The organism is Actinomadura hibisca NBRC 15177 (assembly GCF_001552635.1).
Classification (GTDB): domain Bacteria; phylum Actinomycetota; class Actinomycetes; order Streptosporangiales; family Streptosporangiaceae; genus Spirillospora; species Spirillospora hibisca.
In genome coordinates this window covers 121,366-139,835 of sequence record NZ_BCRO01000040.1, presented here as the reverse complement: position 1 = coordinate 139,835, position 18,470 = coordinate 121,366, and the positions used below count along the sequence as shown (strand labels likewise).

The window sequence follows — 18,470 nt, the reverse complement described above, 5'->3', positions numbered from 1 at the left end:
CGGGAGTGATCATTAGACATAAAGCCGAATAAACGTGCTCGTCTGGCTTTTTCCGGCCAGTTCACCGCAGCGGAATCGTCACGTCGTCCTCGCAGGGCGGGTCGGCCTCGTGCTCGGCCCATCCGGTGACGCCGAGGCAGCGGATGCGCAGCTCGCGCTCGGTGACGTCCAGCCGCAGGAAGTTCTTGAAGAACGGCGGCCGGTCCCAGTCGGCCAGCTCCGAGCGGAACCGCTGCGGCATGCGGCGCACCGGCAGCCGCAGCAGCCGGGGACGCTTGCGGTCGCCGCGCGGCACCCCCAGCACCGCCGCCACGAACAGCGCGCGCCGCGACGGCGCGATCCGCTCGTCGTAGCCGCGCGCGGGCTCGATGCCGAGCCGGTGCCGGACGGCGACGGTGGCCTCCTCCGGCGTCAGCTCGAACACCTTCGGCAGCCGCGTCACCCGCCCGTACAGCTTGCTGTAGCGCGACAACGAGTCGCCGCGCAGCGGGTAGCAGCGGAACCGGTCCTCGGGCACCACGCCCGTGCGCGGGATGGTGTGGGTGGCGTGCATGAACGCGCCGCCTCCCCCGGCCACCACGTAGTGCACGACGCGCGCGCCGGGCCCCTCGCCGACCGGCACCGGGTAGCGCTGGTAGTTGTGGATGTCGCCGCCGATCGCCGCGACGTAGTGGTGCGCGGGGTCGCGGACGATCTCGTCCACGGTGCCGCCGCCCTCGATCGGGCCGGGCCGCACCTCGTCGTCCACCCGCAGCGGCTTGCCGGTGACCAGCAGCTTGGCCTTGGGCCCGGCCGACACCTCGCGCAACCACCGGCCCTGGTCGCGGTCGATGCCGCCGGTGATGCCGGTGTCGATGCCGATGATCCGCAGCGCCGGGGTGTCGATCGCCCAGTAGGGGCCGGGCAGCGACGCCTGCTGGCCGGGCGCGCCCCGGTGCTCGGCGCGGGCGGCGGCCAGCGCGCCTTCGTCCACCTCGCCGGGCCGCCGCCACAGCAACCGGGGCACCAGGCCGAGCGGGCCACGCCAGGGCGGCGGCGCGCAGTCGGCGGCCAGGTCGCAGAACACCCGCAGGAAGCCGCGCAGCCCGTCGTACCAGTCGTGGTTGCCGGGCACGGCGAAGATCGGGCCGGGGTAGTCGCGGTAGGGGCGGAAGAACTTGGCGGGGTAGTCGCCCGCGTCGCCGGTGGGGTAGATGACGTCGCTGGCGATGACGAGGAAGTCGGTGCCCGCGCCCGCCTTCAGCAGCGGCGGCACCACCGCGTACTGCGAGCGGTCGCCCTCGCCGGTGTCGCCCATCAGCAGGAACGAGAACTCGGTCGCGGGCCGGTGCACGGTGAACGCGGCGGGCGCGCCGCGCTCGGCCAGCGCCTCCACGCAGCGGCGGCGGATGGCGTCGGAGGGGTCGCCGAACAGGCGGGCCAGCACGTCGTTGCGCGAGCGCCACAACACCCCGGGCCGCCGCCAGGAGAAGGCCGGCACCTTGGCGGGCAGCAACTCCTCGAAGCTGCCGGGCGTGCCCCGGGTCCAGCCCGCGCCCTCCTCCGACGTCCGTGAGCTGGCGGGCGGCGGCTGGGTGCCGGACACAGAAAACCTCCGGGGGGTGGGGGTTCTGCAACCCTTCCCCGGAGGTGATCCGCGCGTCAAGCCGTTCGGTACGCCCCCGTACGAAACGACCCGCCGGTGTCGCCCTAGTGCGCCCCGGTGCCGGTCAGCGACCGCACCTCCAGCTCGGCGTACTTGGCGTCGGTGCGCTCCTTGGACAACACGGTGCCGAGGTAGGCGCACAGGAACCCGACCGGGATGGAGATCAGGCCGGGGTTCTGCAACGGGATGGGCGCGACGACCGTCTCGCTGAACAGCGCGTCCACGTTCCCCTTGGGGATCGTGTCGGACTTGCCGCCCCAGCAGATCGGGCTGAGCAGCACCACGCCGACGGCCGAGACCAGGCCGCCGTAGATGCCCGCGACCGCGCCGCTGGTGTTGAACTTCTTCCAGAACAGCGAGAACAGCAGCGTCGGCAGGTTCGCCGAGGCCGCCACCGCGAACGCCAGCGCCACCAGGAACGCCACGTTCATCCCGCGCGCGAAGATCGACAGCACGATCGCGATCGCGCCGATCGCCAGCGCGGCGATCCGGGCGACCTTCACCTCGTCCTGCTCGGTGGCCTTCCCGCGGCGCAGCACGCTGGCGAAGATGTCGTGCGAGAACGACGAGGACGACGCCAGCGTGAGCCCGGCGACCACCGCCAGGATCGTGGCGAACGCGACCGCCGCGATCACCGCCAGGAAGATCGCGCCGCCGGTGGACCCGGCCCCGCCGCCCAGCGCCTCGGCGAGCTGCGGCGCGGCGGTGTTGCCGCCCTTGTCCTGCGCGGCGATCGCCTTGCTGCCGACCAGCGCGGCGGCGCCGAACCCGATGACCAGGGTCATCAGGTAGAACGCGCCGATGATGCCGATCGCCCAGTTCACCGAGGTCCGCGCGGCCCGGGAGTTGGGCACGGTGTAGAAGCGGATCAGGATGTGCGGCAGGCCCGCGGTGCCCAGCACCAGCGCGAGGCCGAGCGACAGCAGGTCCAGCTTGGACCACACGTCGGTCGCGCCGTACTTCAGGCCCGGCTCCAGGAACGCCTGGCCCTTGCCGCTGGCGTCGGCGGCCGCGCCGAGCAGGGTGGAGATGTTGAAGTCGTACTTGGCCAGCACCCACACCGTCATGACCAGCGCGCCGGTCATCAGCAGCACGGCCTTGACGATCTGCACCCAGGTGGTGCCCTTCATGCCGCCGACGGTGACATAGAAGATCATCAGCGCGCCGACGATCACGATGGTCCAGATCTTGGTGGACTCGCTCTGCGAGCCCAGCAGCAGCGACACCAGCGCGCCGGCGCCGACCATCTGGGCCAGCAGGTAGAAGATCGACACCACGATCGTGGAGATGCCCGCCGCCGCGCGCACCGGGCGCTGCCGCATCCGGAAGGCGAGGACGTCGGCCATGGTGAAGCGGCCCGAGTTGCGCAGCAGCTCGGCCACCAGCAGCAGCGCGACCAGCCACGCGACCAGGAACCCGATCGAGTAGAGGAACCCGTCGTAGCCCGACAGCGCGAACATGCCCGCGATGCCGAGGAACGAGGCGGCCGACATGTAGTCACCGCCGATCGCCAGGCCGTTCTGGAGCGGGGAGAACGAGCGGCCGCCCGCGTAGTAGTCGGCGGCGGTGCGGTTCTGGCGGCTGGCCCGGATCGTGATGTAGAGCGTGACCGCCACGAACAGGGCGAACAGCACCAGCGAGAACGTGCGGTGCTCGTTCTCGGTCGCCGCCAGCACGGGGGCCGCCGGGCCGGCGACGGTGAGCGCGTGGGTCATCGGCGCCCCTCCTGGGTTCCGTCGGTGTCGGGGGCCCCGGGGGCGTCGCCGTCGACCGGGGAGACGGCGCCGGCGCCCGCGTGGGCGTCCTTGGTCAGGGCCACCGACGAGGTGTCGACGGCCGCGGCGAGCGGCTCCAGGCGGCGGCGCGCGTACCGCTCGTACAGGACCGCGATGAGGAAGGTCGAGGCGAACTGCAGCAGCCCGAACACCAGCGCGACGTTGATCTCGCCGACGACCTTGGCGCCCATGAAGTCGCGCGCGTAGGCCGACAGCACGACGTAGAGCAGGTACCAGACCAGGAAGGCCGCCGTCATGGGGAAGACGAAGCGGCGGAAGGAGGACCGGAGCCGCTGGAACTCCGGGCTCTGGTCGATCAGGACGTAGTTGTCGGCCCCGGTGGCGGCCCCGCCGCCGCCTGCGGGCCCTGATGACTCCGTAGTCACATGCACCTCCGGCAAATGATCACCCCACACACTCTCTCCGGTATCGGCGGCCAGGATTCCCGGGGGAAGTGGCCGGTGCAGGCCATTTGACCAAAAGCTTGGTTGGTGCGTCCGGAGAGAGACGGAGCCGATGCGGGGCCGATGCCGGAATGAGATCTGGATCACATTCGGGGCATCCGGACGATCACTCCACGGCGAACGAGCGCGGGTCGCCGGTGGGCACGATCTCGCGGCCCAGCGGCAGCAGCGACACCGGGATCAGCTTGAAGTTGGCGATGCCGAACGGGATGCCGATGATCGTGATGCAGAGCGCGATGCCGGAGAACAGGTGCCCCAACGCCAGCCACCATCCGGCCACGATCAGCCAGACGACGTTGCCGAGCGCCGAGCCCGCCCCGGCGTCCCGGCGGCGCACCACCGTGTTGCCGAACGGCCAGAGCGCGAACAGCGCGATCCGGAACGCCGCGACGCCGAACGGGATGGTGATGATCAGGATGAAGCAGATGATCCCGGCGACGGCGTAACCGATGGCGAGCCAGAAACCGGACAGAACCAACCAGATGACGTTGAGGAGGGTGCGCACGCAGACACCCTAGGGGTTCGCCCGCACACGTCTCCGAAAGCGCGGGTCACCGTTTTTTCATATCGTGGGATGCCGGACGGTATCGGCGCACCACCACGCCGGACATGCCGTCGGACATGTCCCCGAACATGACAAGGCCGCCGCGGAGCTTGCGCTCTTCACGCGGCGGCCGGGTCCGGCCGACGTACGGTCAGGTGACGCTGCGGACCGGGTAAGGGCGCTCCGGGACCGCGCCCACCGCGGGCATGGTCACGCTGCGGACCGGGTACGGCCGGGCCTGCCCCACCAAGGCTCGGCTGGTCTCCAGGACCCCGGCCCCCACGGCCCGGGTCGCTCGTTCGGCAGGGCTGAACGTGGTGGTCGCCGGCGCCACCCCCGTAGACACCGGCGCCACCACGGCGAGGGCGCCTGCGGTCATCATGAGTCCCCCCAGAACGGCGAGCTGTCGCCTTCCCATGATGCCTCCACAGACGACCCGAATGTCCCTCAATCGGGACTAATAATGACACTAACGGGTGGCCTGTAATGACCCCGTAAACCGACCCAAACGGCGAGGCCAAAACTGCGGAGCCCGCCCCGGCCGCGCCTCCGCCGCGCCCTCGCCGCCGTCCCGTCACGGGGCCAGCACGCGCAGCGCCCCCGGCATCACCCGCGCGGTCACCGGCAGCACCCCCGGCAGCTCGCCGTCGGCCCCGTAGGGCAGCACGCGCCCCGCCATCGCGGCGGTGCCGGCCAGCTCGATCCGCACCTCGCGGCCGCGCAGCACCTCCACCTGCGGCCGTCGCACGTGCGTGCCCGCCGCCAGCTCGTTCAGCACCGTGAAGAACAGCGCCTTGGAGGCGTGCTTGAGGATGACGACGTCCAGCAGCCCGTCGTCCACCCGCGCGTCGGGCGCGATGTGCCGCCCGAACCCGTAGTAGCCGGAGTTGGCGGCCACCACCGAGTACCCCCGCCGCAGGTGCTCGGTCCCCTCCAGCGTGATCCGGTACTCGGCGGGCTTCCACGCCAGCACCGCGCGCAGCGCGCCCACGGTGTAGGACATCGAGCCGCGCAGCAGGCGCGTCTTGTTGGCGTTGTCGTTGGCGACCGCGTCCACGCCCGCGTAGACGCTGCCGAGCACGGCGGTGCCGTTGGCGTCGATGGCGTCCACCGGGCGCGGCTCGCCCTCCAGCAGCAGCGCCGCCAGCTCCCCCGGGTCGGCGGGGATGGCGAGCTGGCGGGCGAAGTCGTTGCCGCGCCCGGCCGGGACGATGCCGAGCACCGCGTCGCTCCCGGCCAGCGCGCCGCCGACGCAGCCGACCATGCCGTCGCCGCCCACGCCGAGCACCACGTGCCCGGCGGCCGCGGCCCCGCGCGCCAGCGCGACGGCGTGCTCCAGGCCGCGGCTGTACTCCACGGCGACCTCGGCTCCGGCCTCGCGCAGCAGCCGGGCCAGCGGGATCAGCGTGGCCGCCGAGGTGGAGCCGCCGGAGGTGGGGTTGACGACCGCGGTGAAGGTACGGGGGGAGGGCACGGGCTACTCCTGCGGGACGGCGGGGGCGATCAGCACCCCGGGGTTGAGGATCCCGGCGGGGTCCAGGCTCGCCTTGACCGCGCGCAGCACGTCCACGCCGAGGGGGCCGATCTCGCGGGCGTACCAGTCGCGGTGGTCGGTGCCCACGCCGTGGTGGTGGCTGATGGTGCCGCCCGCGGCGATGATCGCGTCGTTGGCGGCGTGCTTGGCCTTGGCCCAATGTGCGACCGCGTCCTCGCCCTGCGCGGACACCACGGTGAAGTACAGGGACGCGCCGGCGGCGTACACGTGGGAGATGTGGCACATCACCAGCGGCGGCGTGCCGGACGCGGCGAGGGTGTCGGTGAGGGCCTGCTTGACGCCCGCGTACAGCGCCGGGATCTGCGACCAGAACGCCGCCGTCTCCAGCGTCTCGGCGAACGCGCCGACGTCCAGCAGCGAGTCGCGCAGGTAGGGGGCGTTGAAGCGGCCGTGCACCCACTTCTCGCCGGGCCCGGCCCCCAGGCGCTCGCCGCCCGCCTGCTCCAGGACGGCGCGCACGACGGCGCGGCGCTCGGCGATCTGCTCGGCGGTGCCCTCGAAGCCCAGCACGACCAGGCAGCCCGCCGCCTCCGACAGGCCGCCGCCGATGGCCGTGGGGTCGGCGAGGCCGATCATGGTCTCGGTCTCGTCGGACAGCCGCAGCACCACCGGCAGCGGGCCGTCCTGCGCGATCCGGCGCAGCGCGGCCGCGCCCAGGTCGAAGGAGGCGAAGCGCCAGCCCTCGTAGGCGGCCTCGGTCGGGACCGGGTGGATCTTCACGGTGACGGCGGTGATGACGCCGAACGCGCCCTCCGAGCCCAGCACGAGCTGCCGCAGGTCCGGCCCGGCGGCCGACTTGGGCGCGCGGCCCAGGTCCAGGGTGCCGCGCGGGGTGGCGACGGTGAGGCCGACGACCATGTCGTCGAAGCGCCCGTACCCGGCCGACGCCTGGCCGCTGGAACGCGCGGCGGCGAACCCGCCGATGGTGGCCCACTCGAACGACTGCGGGAAGTGGCCGAGGGTGTAGCCGCGCTCGCGCAGCAGGGCCTCGGCCTGCGGGGCGCGCAGGCCCGGCTGGAGGACGGCGGTGCGCGAGACCTCGTCAACGGAGACCAGCGCGTCCAGGCGGCGCAGGTCCAGCGCGACGAACGACGACACGCCCTCCGGCGCGAGGCCGCCGACGACGGAGGTGCCGCCGCCGAACGGCACGACCGCGATCCGCCGCTCGGTGCACGCCTCCAGCACCGCGAGCACCTGCTCGTGCGAGCCGGGCAGCAGCACCGCGTCCGGCGCGTCGGCGGTCTCGCCCGCGCGGATGCGCAGCAGGTCAGGGGTGGACTTGCCGCGCGTGTGCCGGATGCGGGCCTCGGCGTCGGTGCGCACGTGCGCAGCCCCGCCGACGGCTCCCGCGAGCGCGGTCAGGTCGGCCTCCGACAGGCGCGAGGCGGCGACCGTCAGGTCCTCGATCCCGGCGGCGGCCGCCGTCGCGGGGCGCACCCCCAGCAGGTCGCGCAGCAGCCCGGCCACCGAGTCCGGCAGCGGCGCGGCCTTGGCCGGGTCGCCCCAGCCGCTCCACAACATGTCGCGCGTGTCCACCGCGTCTCCCTCGCTCTGTCCCTTGCACCGTGTCCCTGTGCACCCCGCCCGGCGGGCTGTGGCTTACACTGTGACATATGACGTCGAATCGTCACAACAGGACCCATGACGACACCGTGCTCGACGCCGCCCGCGACTGCGTGCTGGCCGTCGGGGTGCGCCGCACCACGCTGACCGACATCGCCCGCCGCGCGGGGGTGTCGCGGATGACGTTGTACCGGCGCTGGCCGGACGTGCGCACGATCGTCGGCGACCTGATGACCCGCGAGTGGACGGCCCTGGCCGCCGACGTGCAGGACCTGGGCGGCGGCCTGGTGCGCGGCCGCCTGGTGGACAGTCTGGTCGCCGGGGTGCGCGCCTTCCGCGACCACCCCCTGCTGCGCAAGATCGTCGAGGTCGATCCCGAGCTGCTGCTGCCCTACGTGCTGGACCGGTGCGGCGCGAGCCAGGAGGCGTTCCTGGAGCTGTTCGAGGCCGCGGTCGCCGCCGGGCAGGCCGACGGCTCGGTGCGCGCCGGGCACCCGGTGCGGCAGGCCCGCGCGCTGCTGCTGGTGGTGCAGTCGTTCGCGCTGTCGGCCCCCATCATGATCGACGCCGCCGACCCCGAGCTCGCGCCCGACGCCTTCGACGCCGAACTCCGCCACACCCTTGAGAGGACCCTCGCCCCATGAGCACGCCCCCCACCCCCGGCCGGTCCTCGCTCAACGCCGCCCGCCGCGCCCGCGAACTGGCCGAGCTGCCCGACCGGGTGGTGGACGTGCTGGTGGTCGGCCTCGGCGCGACCGGCGCGGGGGTCGCGCTGGACGCGGCGTCGCGGGGCCTGTCGGTCGCCGCGATCGACGCGCACGACCTGGCGTTCGGCACCTCCCGGTGGAGCTCCAAGCTGATCCACGGCGGGCTGCGCTACCTGGCGTCGGGCCAGGTGGACGTGGCGCACGAGAGCGCGGTGGAGCGCGGGATCCTGATGGCGCGCACCGCGCCGCACCTGGTGCGCGCGCTGCCGTTCGTCATGCCGCTGACGCCGATGGTCTCGCGCGGCCAGGAGCTGCTGACCCGCACCGGCCTGCGCGCGGGCGACGCCCTGCGCGTCGCCGCCCGCACCCCCGCCGCGCTGCTGCCCGGCCCGCGCCGCCTGTCGGCCGTCGAGACGTTGCGCCTGGCCCCCGCGCTGCGCCCCTACGGGCTGCGCGGCGGCCTGCTGTCGTGGGACGGGCAACTCGCCGACGACGCGCGCCTGGTCACCGCGATCGCCCGGACCGCCGCCGCGCACGGCGCGTCGATCCTCACCCGCGTGCGGGCGCTCGCCCTCACCGGCGACGGCGCGCAGGTGCGCGACGAGCTGACCGGCCGCGAGTTCGGCATCCGCGCCCGCGCGGTGGTCAACGCCGCCGGGGTCTGGGCGGGCGGCCTGGTGGACGGGGTTCGGCTGCGGCCCTCGCGCGGCACCCACCTGGTGGTGAAGGCCGAGACGCTGCGCGGGCTGTCGGCCGGGATGCACGTGCCGATCCCCGGCTCCACCAGCCGGTTCCTGCTGGTGATCCCGCAGGGCGACGGCCGGGTCTACGTGGGCCTGACCGACGAGCCCGCCGACGGCCCGGTCCCGGACGTGCCCGAGCCGACGCCCGGTGAGATCGGGTTCCTGCTCGACATCCTGGGCTCGGCGCTGGACGTGCCGGTGCGCCGCGACGACGTGATCGGTGCGTTCGCGGGCCTGCGTCCGCTGCTGGACGACGCGCACGGCAGCACCGCCGACATCTCCCGGCGGCACGCCGTGATCGTCGCCCGCGACGGCGTGGTGACGATCGTCGGCGGCAAGCTCACCACCTACCGCCGCATGGCCGAGGACACCGTGGACGCGCTGCTGGCGTCCAACCGGGTGACCGCCGGGCCGAGCCGCACCGCGCGCATCCCGCTCGTCGGCGCCGCCTCCCCCACCCGCCTGGCCGCCCTGGACGCGCCGCGCCGCCTCGTGCAGCGCTATGGCACCGAGGCCCCGCTGCTGGCCGCGCTCGGCCGCGACGACGCGGCGCTGCTGGAGCCGGTGGTCCCGGGCCTGCCGGTGCTGGGCGCGGAGCTGGCCTGGGCCGTGCGGCACGAGGGCGCGCTGGACGCCGCCGACCTGCTGGACCGCCGCACGCGCATCGGCCTGGTCACCGCCGACCGCGCAGCCGCCCTGCCCGCCGCCGAGGCGGCGTTCGGCACCGCGCGCGCCTAGCACACCCCCGGGTGTGAGCTGTCCTACATCACCCCGCAAAGGCCCGGAAGCCCGTTTGCCCGTTTCGCTTGCGGGGAGGGGCGGGGGGTCCGCGACTCGCCGTCCAGCGGCCGTGATGAAGATCGAATCACGGGTATGAGGTGTGTCACTCCCGCTGGGCGGGGAGCAATCAATTAGGTTAACCTAACCTAATTCTTTCGAGCGACGGGGGGACCGTTGACGCGCCTGAACAGCTGCGACCACTGCCCGGGGAGCCACTCGGGCGCACGGCCGTGCCTGGCCAGCGCGACGACCAAGGCCCGTAGCTGGCTGCTGGTCGAGCACCCCGGGCCCTGGCCCGAGCGCATCGAGCAACTGCCCGGCCCCTCCCCCGTCGCCGACCTCGTCCGCGCCGCCCAGGCGGCCGGGGTGCGGCCCCAGCTCATCCGCCGCACCGGACGCCGCCGCGCGACCCCGCCCGTCCAGGTCTACGCCGCCTATTCCAGCGGCGACCAGGTCTGGATGGAGGGCCGCGAGTTCGGCGACCTCGACGAGCTGGCCGCGACGCTGACCGGCCCCGCGCTGGCGGCGCTGGCGGCCGGACGGCCCCCCGGGATCGGCGAACCCGTCGCCGATCCGGTGCTGCTGGTCTGCACGCACGGGCGGCGCAACGCCTGCTGCGCCCGGACCGGGGCCCCGCTGGCGCGCGACCTCGCGTCGCGTTTCGGCGGCCTCGTCTGGGAGACCACCCATGTCGGCGGCGACCGGTTCGCCGCCAACCTCGTCTGCCTCCCGCACGGCGTGTACTACGGCGACCTCGGCCCCACCGAGGCGACCGCGGCCGTGCAGTCCTACCTCCGGGGCGAGGTCACCCTCGACCGGCTGCGCGGCCGGGCGGGGATGCCCGAGCCCGCCCAGGCCGCCGAGCACTTCGTGCGCGCCCACACCGGCGTGCTCGGGGTCGACGCGGTGCGAGTGGAGTCGGTCACCGGGACCGGCCCCTTCGAGGCGGTCGTCGCCCTTCCCGAAGCCCGCTACCGCGTCGTGGTCGAGCGCGACGTGACGGCGGTCGCGTGCGGGCCCGACTGCCAAGAGAACGTCGAGTCCTACATTGTTAGCGACCTCACCCTTCTCAACGAGGCGGCCCTCGTGTAATCTCTCGGAGGCTCCATTCGAGAGTCTCCCTGTCGCTAGGCCCCAGGTACCGGAGAACCGGGCGGGGAACAGAGCGGCAACTCCAGACGTTGGACCTTTCGGCGCTTCTGACGCATTGCGTCCGGAGCTCGTCGGGCGTCCATGTCCCGAAATTGCTCAGTAAAACCAATCAAGGTGGGTGTTCCATGGCTCAGGTACGTCGGCAGGCAAACCTCCCTCGTCCCAGCTGGGGCTGGCAGGACGCCGCGGCGTGCCGGGGGGAAGACCTCGTGCTCTTCTTCGGCCCCGACGGCGAGCGCCAGCCCGAGCGTGAGATCCGCGAGCGCAAGGCCAAGCAGATCTGCATGGGGTGTCCCGTGCGGTCCGAGTGCCTGGACTACGCGGTCTCCCGGCCCGAGAAGTACGGCACGTGGGGCGGTCTGAACGAAGACGAGCGCGCCTCTGAGCGTCGCCGCCGGATGCGTCGCGCGAACGCCGCCTAACCGATCAGGCAGGCCCGCTCGAAGGCTCCCATCGCGCACCCCGGCACGCCACCGGAAAACGTTACGGCCCCGCTTCGCGGGGCCGTTTGCGTGCCCGGGGACGGGACGGTGAGGTCGCCGTCACGAGAACGTCACAACATCGGCGCGCGGTCTCCGGCAAATCTGCACAGCACCGTTCCACTACCGCAGGGCGAAGCGGATTGACGGGCAATTCCGCAAATCCGCGATGACCATTTCTCGATCCCCCCGACGGACTATCCCGCAGATGGTCACCGCGCGTGTTCGGGCCATCTCGCCGCGGTCCCCCACCGCCTCCCCGCCGTCATCCCCCGGCGGCCCGGCCGAGCCAGGCGATCACGTCGGCGTCGGTGAGCTGATCGAAGTCGCGGTACCACCGCCCCACCGCCCGGAAGGGCGCGGGCGTGACGGGCACGACGACCTCGAAGCCGCCCTCTCCGCGCCCCTCGGCGGCCAGCTCGTCCACGGTCTCGGCGGCCCCCACGGGGACGGCCAGCACGAGCCGTGCGGGCTTGTGGCGGGCGACGGCGGCCAGCGCGGCGCGGGCGGTGCTCCCGGTGGCCAGGCCGTCGTCCACGACGAGCATGTCGCGTCCGGTCAGCTCCGGCAGGGGCCGGCCGCCCCGGTAGACCTCGGTGCGGCGGGCCAGCTCGGCCCGTTCGGCGCGCACGGTGGCGGCCAGGTCGTCCGGGGTCAGCCGCAACCGCTCCAGCAGGCGGGCGTCGAAGACCGGCGGCCCGTCCTCGGTGATCGCGCCGACGCCCAGCTCCGGCTGGCGCGGGTAGCCGATCTTGCGGGTGACCAGGACCTCCAGCGGAACGGCCCCGGCAGCCCCGGAGAGCCGCTGAGCGACCTCCCGACCGACGGGGACGCCGCCGCGCGGCAGCGCCAGCACCACCGCGTCCCGCAGGCGCAGCGGCACCAGCCGTTCGGCCAGGACGCGCCCGGCCTCGGCGCGGTCGGCGTAGGGCAGGCGGACGGTCTCGGCGGGCATGACGGCCCCCTTTCGGGGGTGGCGGAAAGCTTCCGTCCCGTCCCCTACCCACTCTCGCCGGGGCTAGGAGAACCTGCCGGTCAGGAACCGGCGGTGAGCCAGCGCAGCGGGTTGTCGTGCATGATCGCGGTGAGGGTCGCGTCGTCGGCCCCCGCCTCGCGCAGCGCGGGCAGGAAGGTCTCGAACAACGAGCCGTAGCCGTCGCCGCCGTAGCGGGCGAGCTGGGCCATGCGGGCGATGCCGGTGCTCAGCAGGACGCGGTCGGCGTGCCCGGCGTCCAGCAGCTCCAGGACGTTGCGGACCAGGCCCGCGCGGGCGGCGGGGTCGCCGGACACCAGGGCCAGCGAGCCGAACGAGACGTAGGCGCCGGACTCGGCGATCTTGCGGTGCGCGGCGGGGTCGTCCACCCGGTCCTGCTGGCCGACCGCGACGCGGGTCGGGTCGAGCCCGGCGGAGGTGAGGATCTCCAGCTGGGCGAGCCCGGGGCGGCCGTGGGTGGCCACCGACAGGCCCGAGTAGCGGGCGGCCTGGGCGGCGGCGCGCAGGCAGCGCTCCTCGTCGGCGGTGGGGGTCTCGCCCCAGGTGCCGATCTCGCCGATCACGCCGGGCAGCGCGTTGGTGCCGTCCATGCCGAAGCCGATCTCGGCCAGCATGCGCTCGGCGAGCTTGTCCACGTCGGCGTCGCGCACCAGCGCGGGGTGGAACGGCTCGGCGAAGAAGCCGGTCCCGGCGACCACCGCGACCTTGGCCCCGGCGCTGACGCGCGCGAGCGCGGCGGCGTTGCGGCCCATGCCCGAGCAGGTGAGGTCCACCACCAGGCCGAGGTCGTGCCCGTTGCGCAGCGCGGCCAGCTCGGCGGTGACGGACTTCTCCTCGTCCAGCCAGCGGCGGGGGTCGGAGTCCACCTGGGCGGGACGGGCGGGCCAGCGCAGGTCGAGCTGGAGGTGCTCGTGGGCGAGCACCGCGCCGGTGATCACAGAGGCCGGGATGGTGCCGGTGACGGTGCGCAGCCGACCGGTCGCCTCGGAGGAGGTGGTCATACCCGGAGATTACGGCACGTTTACCTTGAACCTTCGGGCACGCGCCCGATTTTTACCTTGGGGACGTTTATACGGCGGAAGCTCCGCCACCGTCCCCGGTCCCGCGCACCGCCCGCGCGCGGGCCGTCCCGGCGCTCGGCCAGCGCCGGTCGATCTCGGCGTTCAGCGCCGCCCCGACCAGCACCGCGAGCGCCGCGACGTACAACCAGGCCAGCACGGCGATCGCGGCGGCCAGCGACCCGTAGACCGACACCCCACTGAGCGATCCGGCGAGGTAGAGCCGCAGCGCGAGGCTGCCCACGATCCAGATCAGCAGCGCGACCGCCGCGCCCGGGGCCTCCCGCCACCAGGACGTCCGCACCGGGACGCTCATGTGGTAGAGCAGCGTCAGGAACAGCACCGACAACGTCACCAGGACCGGCCAGTAGAACAACTGCACGAACCCGGCGCTCTCCGGCAGCGCCTCGCGCACCAGCGCGGGCCCGGCCACCAGCAGCGGGATCACGATCAGCATGGCCAGCAGCCCGACCAGGTACAGGAAGAACGCGCGCAGCCGGGTGCGCACGACCCCGCGCAGGCCCGACAGCCCGTAGGCGATGGTGATGGTGTCCACGTAGACGTTGGTGGCGCGCGACCCGGCCCACAGGGAGATCAGGAAGCCCAGCGACACGATGTCGGGGCTGCCGCCCTTGATCACGTCGTCGATCAGCGGCACGACCACGGTGTCCACCGCCGGGCCGGTCAGCACCGTCTGCGCCTGCGCGATCACCCAGGCGCGGACCTCCTCGACGGTCTCCGGCCCGAGCACGCCCCGGAAGTGGCCCATGGTGCCGATCAGCCCGATCACCAGGGGCGGCAGCGACAGCAGCGCGAAGAAGGCGGCCTCGGCGGCCAGGCCGGTGACGCGGTGCCGGAAGCCCGCCACCGCCGTGCCCTTCGTCAGCTCCCAGGCGATACGCCCACCGCGCCGCAGGAGCGCGGCGAGGGCGTGCAGGGCGGCGCTGATCCGCGTGCGGAGCCGCCCCGCCCGTGTCGTTCCCTCGGCCGGGGTGTCCGCGACGTCGTCAGCGCCGGAAACCGTCGTCATCGCGCTCCACGGTAGAGCGTTACCAGCCCGGAACCCTCCCCGCCGCCCGTTTCGGCGATCCGTTCCATAGCCGGTTGGACGCGGCGCGGTGGCCGCCCGTGCCCGCCCGGAGGCCGTCGGCGACAATGGAGGCATGATCTGCGTGCCCTGCCGGGAGCGCCGCCACGACGAGTGCCGTGGCGGCTCGTGGTGCTACTGCCAGCACCAGCGCGGTCCGGCCACCGAGAAGGAGCGGGACCGGGACCGGCGCGACCGGGCCGAACCGAAGGTCAACTGGAAGCGCCAGGGATGACCCTTGTCACGCGTCCGCATTCCGGACGCAACTGGACAGTGCCCGAGACCGCATGTCAGAGTGCACGTATGACTGCTGTGGAGGACCCGTTGCTGGTGATGCGCCGGCACGTCGACTTCCTCCGCGTTCGCAGCGCCATCTGTCGGTGACGCCCCGACCACGCCCCATCTTCTGTGGGCGCGTGGCGCATCGGCGTCACCTTCGACATCTCCCTGCTCAGCGCCGAGCCGGCTGTCCAAGACTGCCGGTGCGCCGCGCGTCCCGCCATGACGACCCCGCCATGACGACCTGGACTAGGACGCGCCGTGCCACCTGCGACCAAGCGCAAGCGAGGCGAGGGCCAGTGGGCCCTCGGCTACCGTGAGCCGCTCAACAAGAACGAAGAGAACAAGAAGAACGACGACGGCCTGAACGTCCGTCAGCGCATCATCGACGTCTACTCCAAGGCGGGCTTCGACTCCATCGACCCGGCCGACCTGCGCGGCCGTTTCCGCTGGTTCGGGCTCTACACCCAGCGCAAGCCCGGCATCGACGGCGGCAAGACCGGCTCGCTGCCCGACGAGGAGCTCGACGACCGCTACTTCATGCTGCGGGTGCGGATCGACGGCGGCCAGCTCGACGGGCCGCAGACGCGCGTGCTCGCCGACATCGCCCAGAAGTACGCGCGCGGCACCGCCGACGTCACCGACCGGCAGAACATCCAGTACCACTGGATCCGCATCGAGGACGTCCCCGCCATCTGGGACGCCCTGGAGGCGGTGGGCCTGTCGACGATGGAGGCGTGCGGCGACACCCCGCGCGTGATCATCGGCTGTCCGCTGGCCGGGATCGCCGAGGACGAGGTGATCGACGCGACGCCGCACATCCGCGACGTCCACGACCGCTACATCGGCTCGCCGGAGTTCTCCAACCTGCCGCGCAAGTTCAAGACGGCGATGAGCGGCTGCACGGCGCACTGCACCGTCCACGAGATCAACGACGTGGCGTTCGTGGGCACCGTCAACGCCGAGGGCGAGGCCGGCTACCAGGTGTTCGCGGGCGGCGGCCTGTCCACCAACCCGATGTTCGCGCAGAGCCTGGGCGTGTTCGTCAAGCCCGAGCAGGCCCACGAGGTCTGGAAGGGCATCATCTCGATCTTCCGGGACTACGGCTACCGCCGCCTGCGGCACCGGGCCCGGATCAAGTTCCTGATGGCAGACTGGGGCGCGGCGAAGTTCCGGGAGATCCTGGAGAAGGAGTACCTGGGCTACGCGCTGCCCGACGGCCCCGAGCCCGCCGCGCCGCTGCCGCGCCGCGACCACGTCGGCATCCACCCGCAGAAGGACGGCCGCTACTACGTGGGCTTCGCGCCGCGCGTGGGCCGCCTGAACGGCGACCTGCTGGGCGTGATCGCCGACCTGGCCGAGCGCTATGGCTCGGGCCGCGTCCGCACGACGGCCGAGCAGAAGATGGTGATCCTCGACGTGCCCGAGGAGAACACCGAGGCGCTGGCCGACGCGCTGGCCGAGCACGACCTCCAGGTGCGGCCGTCGACCTTCCGCCGCCAGACGATGGCGTGCACGGGCATCGAGTACTGCAAGCTCGCGATCGTCGAGACCAAGCAGCGCGCGATGGACCTGATGGACGAGCTGGAGAAGCGGCTGCCGGACTTCGAGCAGCCGCTGACCATCAACGTCAACGGCTGCCCCAACGCCTGCGCCCGCATCCAGGTCGCCGACATCGGCCTGAAGGGCCAGCTGGTGGTGGACGAGAACGGCGACCAGGTGGAGGGCTTCCAGATCCACCTGGGCGGCGCGGTGGGCGCGTCGTTCGGCAAGAAGGTGCGCGGCCTGAAGACGACGTCGGAGGGCCTGACCGACTACGTCGAGCGGGTGGTGCGCAACTACGACGCGCAGCGGACCGAGGGCGAGACGTTCGCCGCGTGGACGCAACGGGCCGACGAAGCCGACCTCAAGTAACGAACGAGTTCAACGAGCCGCAGGGGCGCGGCGCCGTCTGGGCCGAGAGGCCTGCGACGAGGGAAGACGGCGCCTGCCCGCCGCCCCGGCGTCTCGTGGGAGACACAGAATGAGCGAACGTGCCGCGCCGTTCTACTGCCCGTACTGCGGTGAAGAGCGCCTGGTTCCCCGCGAGGAGGAGGGCGCGTGGTTCTGTCCGGACTGCGTGCGCTCCTTCCGCCTGAAGTTCCTCGGTGTGGGCAAGCCCCGGCAAGACAAGGAGATCCCCCGGTGACGCTGCTGGAGACCGACAGACCTACGCTCGACCTTGAGGACATCGTCGAATCGGCCGCGGCCGCCCTGGAGGGGGCCTCCTCGCTGGAGGTCATCCGCTGGGCGTCGGCCACGTTCGGCGACCGGATCTGTCTGACCTCCTCCATGTCGGACGCCGCGCTGATCCACCTGGTGTCGAAGGTGAAGCCCGGCATCGACGTGCTGTTCGTGGACACCGGCTACCACTTCGCCGAGACGATCGGCACCCGAGACGCGGTGGAGGCCGTCTACCCGGTCAACGTGATCAACGTGACGCCGTCCCGGACGGTGGCCGAGCAGGAGGCCGCCCTGGGCCCGCGCCTGTACGGCCGCAACCCGGACCTGTGCTGCCACCTGCGGAAGGTGGAGCCGCTGGGGAAGGCGCTGGAGGGCTACATGGCCTGGTTCAGCGGCATCCGTCGCGACGAGACCGCGAGCCGCCGCGACCGTCGCGTCGTCGAGTGGGACCGGCGGCGCGGCATGGTCAAGGTGAACCCGATCCTGGACTGGTCGCAGGACGACATGGACAACTACATGGCCGACAACGGGGTGCTGATCAACCCGCTGCACTACGACGGCTACCCGTCGATCGGCTGCGAGCCGTGCACGAACCCGGTCGCGCCGGGCGAGGACCCGCGCAGCGGGCGCTGGGCGGGGATGGGCAAGACGGAATGCGGCATCCACCTGTGATGAGGACACCGGTGGTGGCGGTGGCGCACGGGAGCAGGGACCCGCGCGCCGCCGCCACGGTGGCGGAACTGCTGGAGGCGGTGCGCGAACGCCGTCCAGATCTGCCCGTGCACGCGTCGTTCCTGGACCACGCGGCACCGACTCCGGCGACGGTGCTGGACGGCTTGGCGCACGGGGGCGCGCACCGCGCCGTGGTGCTGCCGTTGTTGCTGACGGCGGCGTACCACAGCAAGACGGACATCCCAGGCGCACTACGCCAGGTACGCCAACGCCACCCACGCCTGGACCTGCGCATAGCCACGACGCTGGGCCCACACCCACTACTGATCAAGGCGCTAGAACGCCGCTTGGCTGAGGCAGGCGTAGAGACCGGCGACCCCAATACAGCGGTAGTGCTGGTGTCAGCGGGCTCAAGCGACGCATCCGCGAACGCCACAATCTGGTCGATGGCGCGCCAGTGGCGCGGAAGGGGCTGGCGAGGAGTGGTCCCGGCCTACGCGTCAGCATCACACCCAACTCCGGCCGAGGCAGTACAAGCCCTCCTAGATGCAGGCGCACCACGCGTGGCGGTGGCGTCGTACTTCCTGGCACCGGGCCATTTCGCCGACAAGGTGCGCCGGGAAGCCCTGGCAGCGGGGGCGACGGCGGTCTCTCCCGTCCTGGGCGCGGCCCCGGAGGTGGCGGACCTGATCGTGCACCGGTACGACGAGGCACTGCGGACGGTGCCCGTCGCGGCGGCGGTGTAAAAGC

The 18,470-nt window shown here is 72.7% G+C and carries 18 protein-coding genes; 9 read left to right on the top strand and 9 right to left on the bottom strand.

The window, feature by feature from the left end; translation table 11 throughout:
• Window positions 1-61: 61 nt before the first annotated feature.
• The 6 genes from AH6_RS20000 to AH6_RS19970 all read right to left on the bottom strand — a co-directional run bounded on the left by AH6_RS20000 (window position 62) and on the right by AH6_RS19970 (window position 7,504).
• Entirely contained in the window at window positions 62-1,585 is a 1,524-nt protein-coding gene (locus AH6_RS20000; RefSeq protein ID WP_067481996.1) for a metallophosphoesterase family protein, read from the bottom strand.
• Window positions 1,586-1,689: 104 nt separating this feature from the next.
• Window positions 1,690-3,360: a monocarboxylic acid transporter gene (locus tag AH6_RS19995; RefSeq protein WP_067481994.1), complete on the bottom strand. Its 1,671-nt coding sequence runs from the start codon at window positions 3,358-3,360 to the stop codon at window positions 1,690-1,692.
• Window positions 3,357-3,806: a DUF485 domain-containing protein gene (locus AH6_RS46950; RefSeq protein ID WP_083983214.1), complete on the bottom strand. Its 450-nt coding sequence runs from the start codon at window positions 3,804-3,806 to the stop codon at window positions 3,357-3,359. The genes AH6_RS19995 and AH6_RS46950 overlap by 4 nt, the downstream gene beginning before the upstream one ends.
• A 184-nt stretch (window positions 3,807-3,990) precedes the next feature.
• Window positions 3,991-4,389 (bottom strand): YccF domain-containing protein, encoded by a 399-nt coding sequence (locus tag AH6_RS19985; RefSeq protein WP_067481992.1) that lies wholly within the window; start codon window positions 4,387-4,389, stop codon window positions 3,991-3,993.
• A gap of 613 nt (window positions 4,390-5,002) precedes the next feature.
• Entirely contained in the window at window positions 5,003-5,902 is a 900-nt protein-coding gene (locus AH6_RS19975) for a diacylglycerol/lipid kinase family protein (protein WP_067481988.1), read from the bottom strand.
• 3 nt (window positions 5,903-5,905) lie between these two features.
• Window positions 5,906-7,504: an FAD-binding oxidoreductase gene (locus tag AH6_RS19970; RefSeq protein WP_067482117.1), complete on the bottom strand. Its 1,599-nt coding sequence runs from the start codon at window positions 7,502-7,504 to the stop codon at window positions 5,906-5,908.
• A 92-nt stretch (window positions 7,505-7,596) separates the two neighbouring features.
• Here AH6_RS19970 and AH6_RS19965 point away from each other — a divergent pair, with 92 nt between their 5' ends.
• The 4 genes from AH6_RS19965 to AH6_RS19950 all read left to right on the top strand — a co-directional run bounded on the left by AH6_RS19965 (window position 7,597) and on the right by AH6_RS19950 (window position 11,350).
• Window positions 7,597-8,190 (top strand): TetR/AcrR family transcriptional regulator, encoded by a 594-nt coding sequence (locus AH6_RS19965; protein WP_067481986.1) that lies wholly within the window; start codon window positions 7,597-7,599, stop codon window positions 8,188-8,190.
• Entirely contained in the window at window positions 8,187-9,734 is a 1,548-nt protein-coding gene (locus tag AH6_RS19960) for a glycerol-3-phosphate dehydrogenase/oxidase (RefSeq protein WP_067481984.1), read from the top strand. Before AH6_RS19965 ends, AH6_RS19960 begins: the two co-directional genes overlap by 4 nt.
• Before the next feature lie 216 nt (window positions 9,735-9,950).
• The gene (locus AH6_RS19955; protein ID WP_067481982.1) at window positions 9,951-10,868 is read left to right on the top strand and encodes a ferredoxin family protein; all 918 of its coding nucleotides are present in this window, start codon (window positions 9,951-9,953) and stop codon (window positions 10,866-10,868) included.
• A gap of 185 nt (window positions 10,869-11,053) precedes the next feature.
• The gene (locus tag AH6_RS19950) at window positions 11,054-11,350 is read left to right on the top strand and encodes a WhiB family transcriptional regulator (RefSeq protein WP_081640018.1); all 297 of its coding nucleotides are present in this window, start codon (window positions 11,054-11,056) and stop codon (window positions 11,348-11,350) included.
• Window positions 11,351-11,672: 322 nt separating this feature from the next.
• Here the strand turns inward: AH6_RS19950 and AH6_RS19945 are convergent, their stop codons facing one another.
• The 3 genes from AH6_RS19945 to AH6_RS19935 form a co-directional block, all read right to left on the bottom strand.
• Window positions 11,673-12,362: a phosphoribosyltransferase gene (locus tag AH6_RS19945; protein WP_067481980.1), complete on the bottom strand. Its 690-nt coding sequence runs from the start codon at window positions 12,360-12,362 to the stop codon at window positions 11,673-11,675.
• 80 nt (window positions 12,363-12,442) lie between these two features.
• Window positions 12,443-13,402, bottom strand: coding sequence for a phosphotriesterase family protein (locus tag AH6_RS19940; RefSeq protein WP_067481978.1), 960 nt, complete (start codon window positions 13,400-13,402; stop codon window positions 12,443-12,445).
• Window positions 13,403-13,469: 67 nt separating this feature from the next.
• Window positions 13,470-14,489 carry a YihY/virulence factor BrkB family protein gene (locus tag AH6_RS19935; RefSeq protein WP_083983212.1) on the bottom strand — a complete coding sequence of 340 codons (1,020 nt, stop codon included), beginning with the start codon at window positions 14,487-14,489 and terminating at the stop codon, window positions 13,470-13,472.
• Between the two features lie 133 nt (window positions 14,490-14,622).
• Here AH6_RS19935 and AH6_RS43890 point away from each other — a divergent pair, with 133 nt between their 5' ends.
• The 5 genes from AH6_RS43890 to AH6_RS19915 all read left to right on the top strand — a co-directional run bounded on the left by AH6_RS43890 (window position 14,623) and on the right by AH6_RS19915 (window position 18,466).
• Window positions 14,623-14,781: a hypothetical protein gene (locus tag AH6_RS43890; protein ID WP_157431593.1), complete on the top strand. Its 159-nt coding sequence runs from the start codon at window positions 14,623-14,625 to the stop codon at window positions 14,779-14,781.
• 305 nt (window positions 14,782-15,086) lie between these two features.
• Entirely contained in the window at window positions 15,087-16,739 is a 1,653-nt protein-coding gene (locus AH6_RS19930) for a nitrite/sulfite reductase (RefSeq protein ID WP_067481976.1), read from the top strand.
• Window positions 16,740-16,848: 109 nt separating this feature from the next.
• Entirely contained in the window at window positions 16,849-17,013 is a 165-nt protein-coding gene (locus tag AH6_RS19925; protein WP_067481974.1) for an Insertion element protein, read from the top strand.
• A complete protein-coding gene (locus AH6_RS19920; protein ID WP_067481972.1) occupies window positions 17,010-17,720 on the top strand; it encodes a phosphoadenylyl-sulfate reductase in 711 nt (236 codons plus the stop codon). Before AH6_RS19925 ends, AH6_RS19920 begins: the two co-directional genes overlap by 4 nt.
• Window positions 17,720-18,466, top strand: a complete 747-nt coding sequence (locus AH6_RS19915) for a sirohydrochlorin chelatase (protein ID WP_157431591.1) — start codon at window positions 17,720-17,722, stop codon at window positions 18,464-18,466. The genes AH6_RS19920 and AH6_RS19915 overlap by 1 nt, the downstream gene beginning before the upstream one ends.
• Window positions 18,467-18,470: the final 4 nt, after the last annotated feature.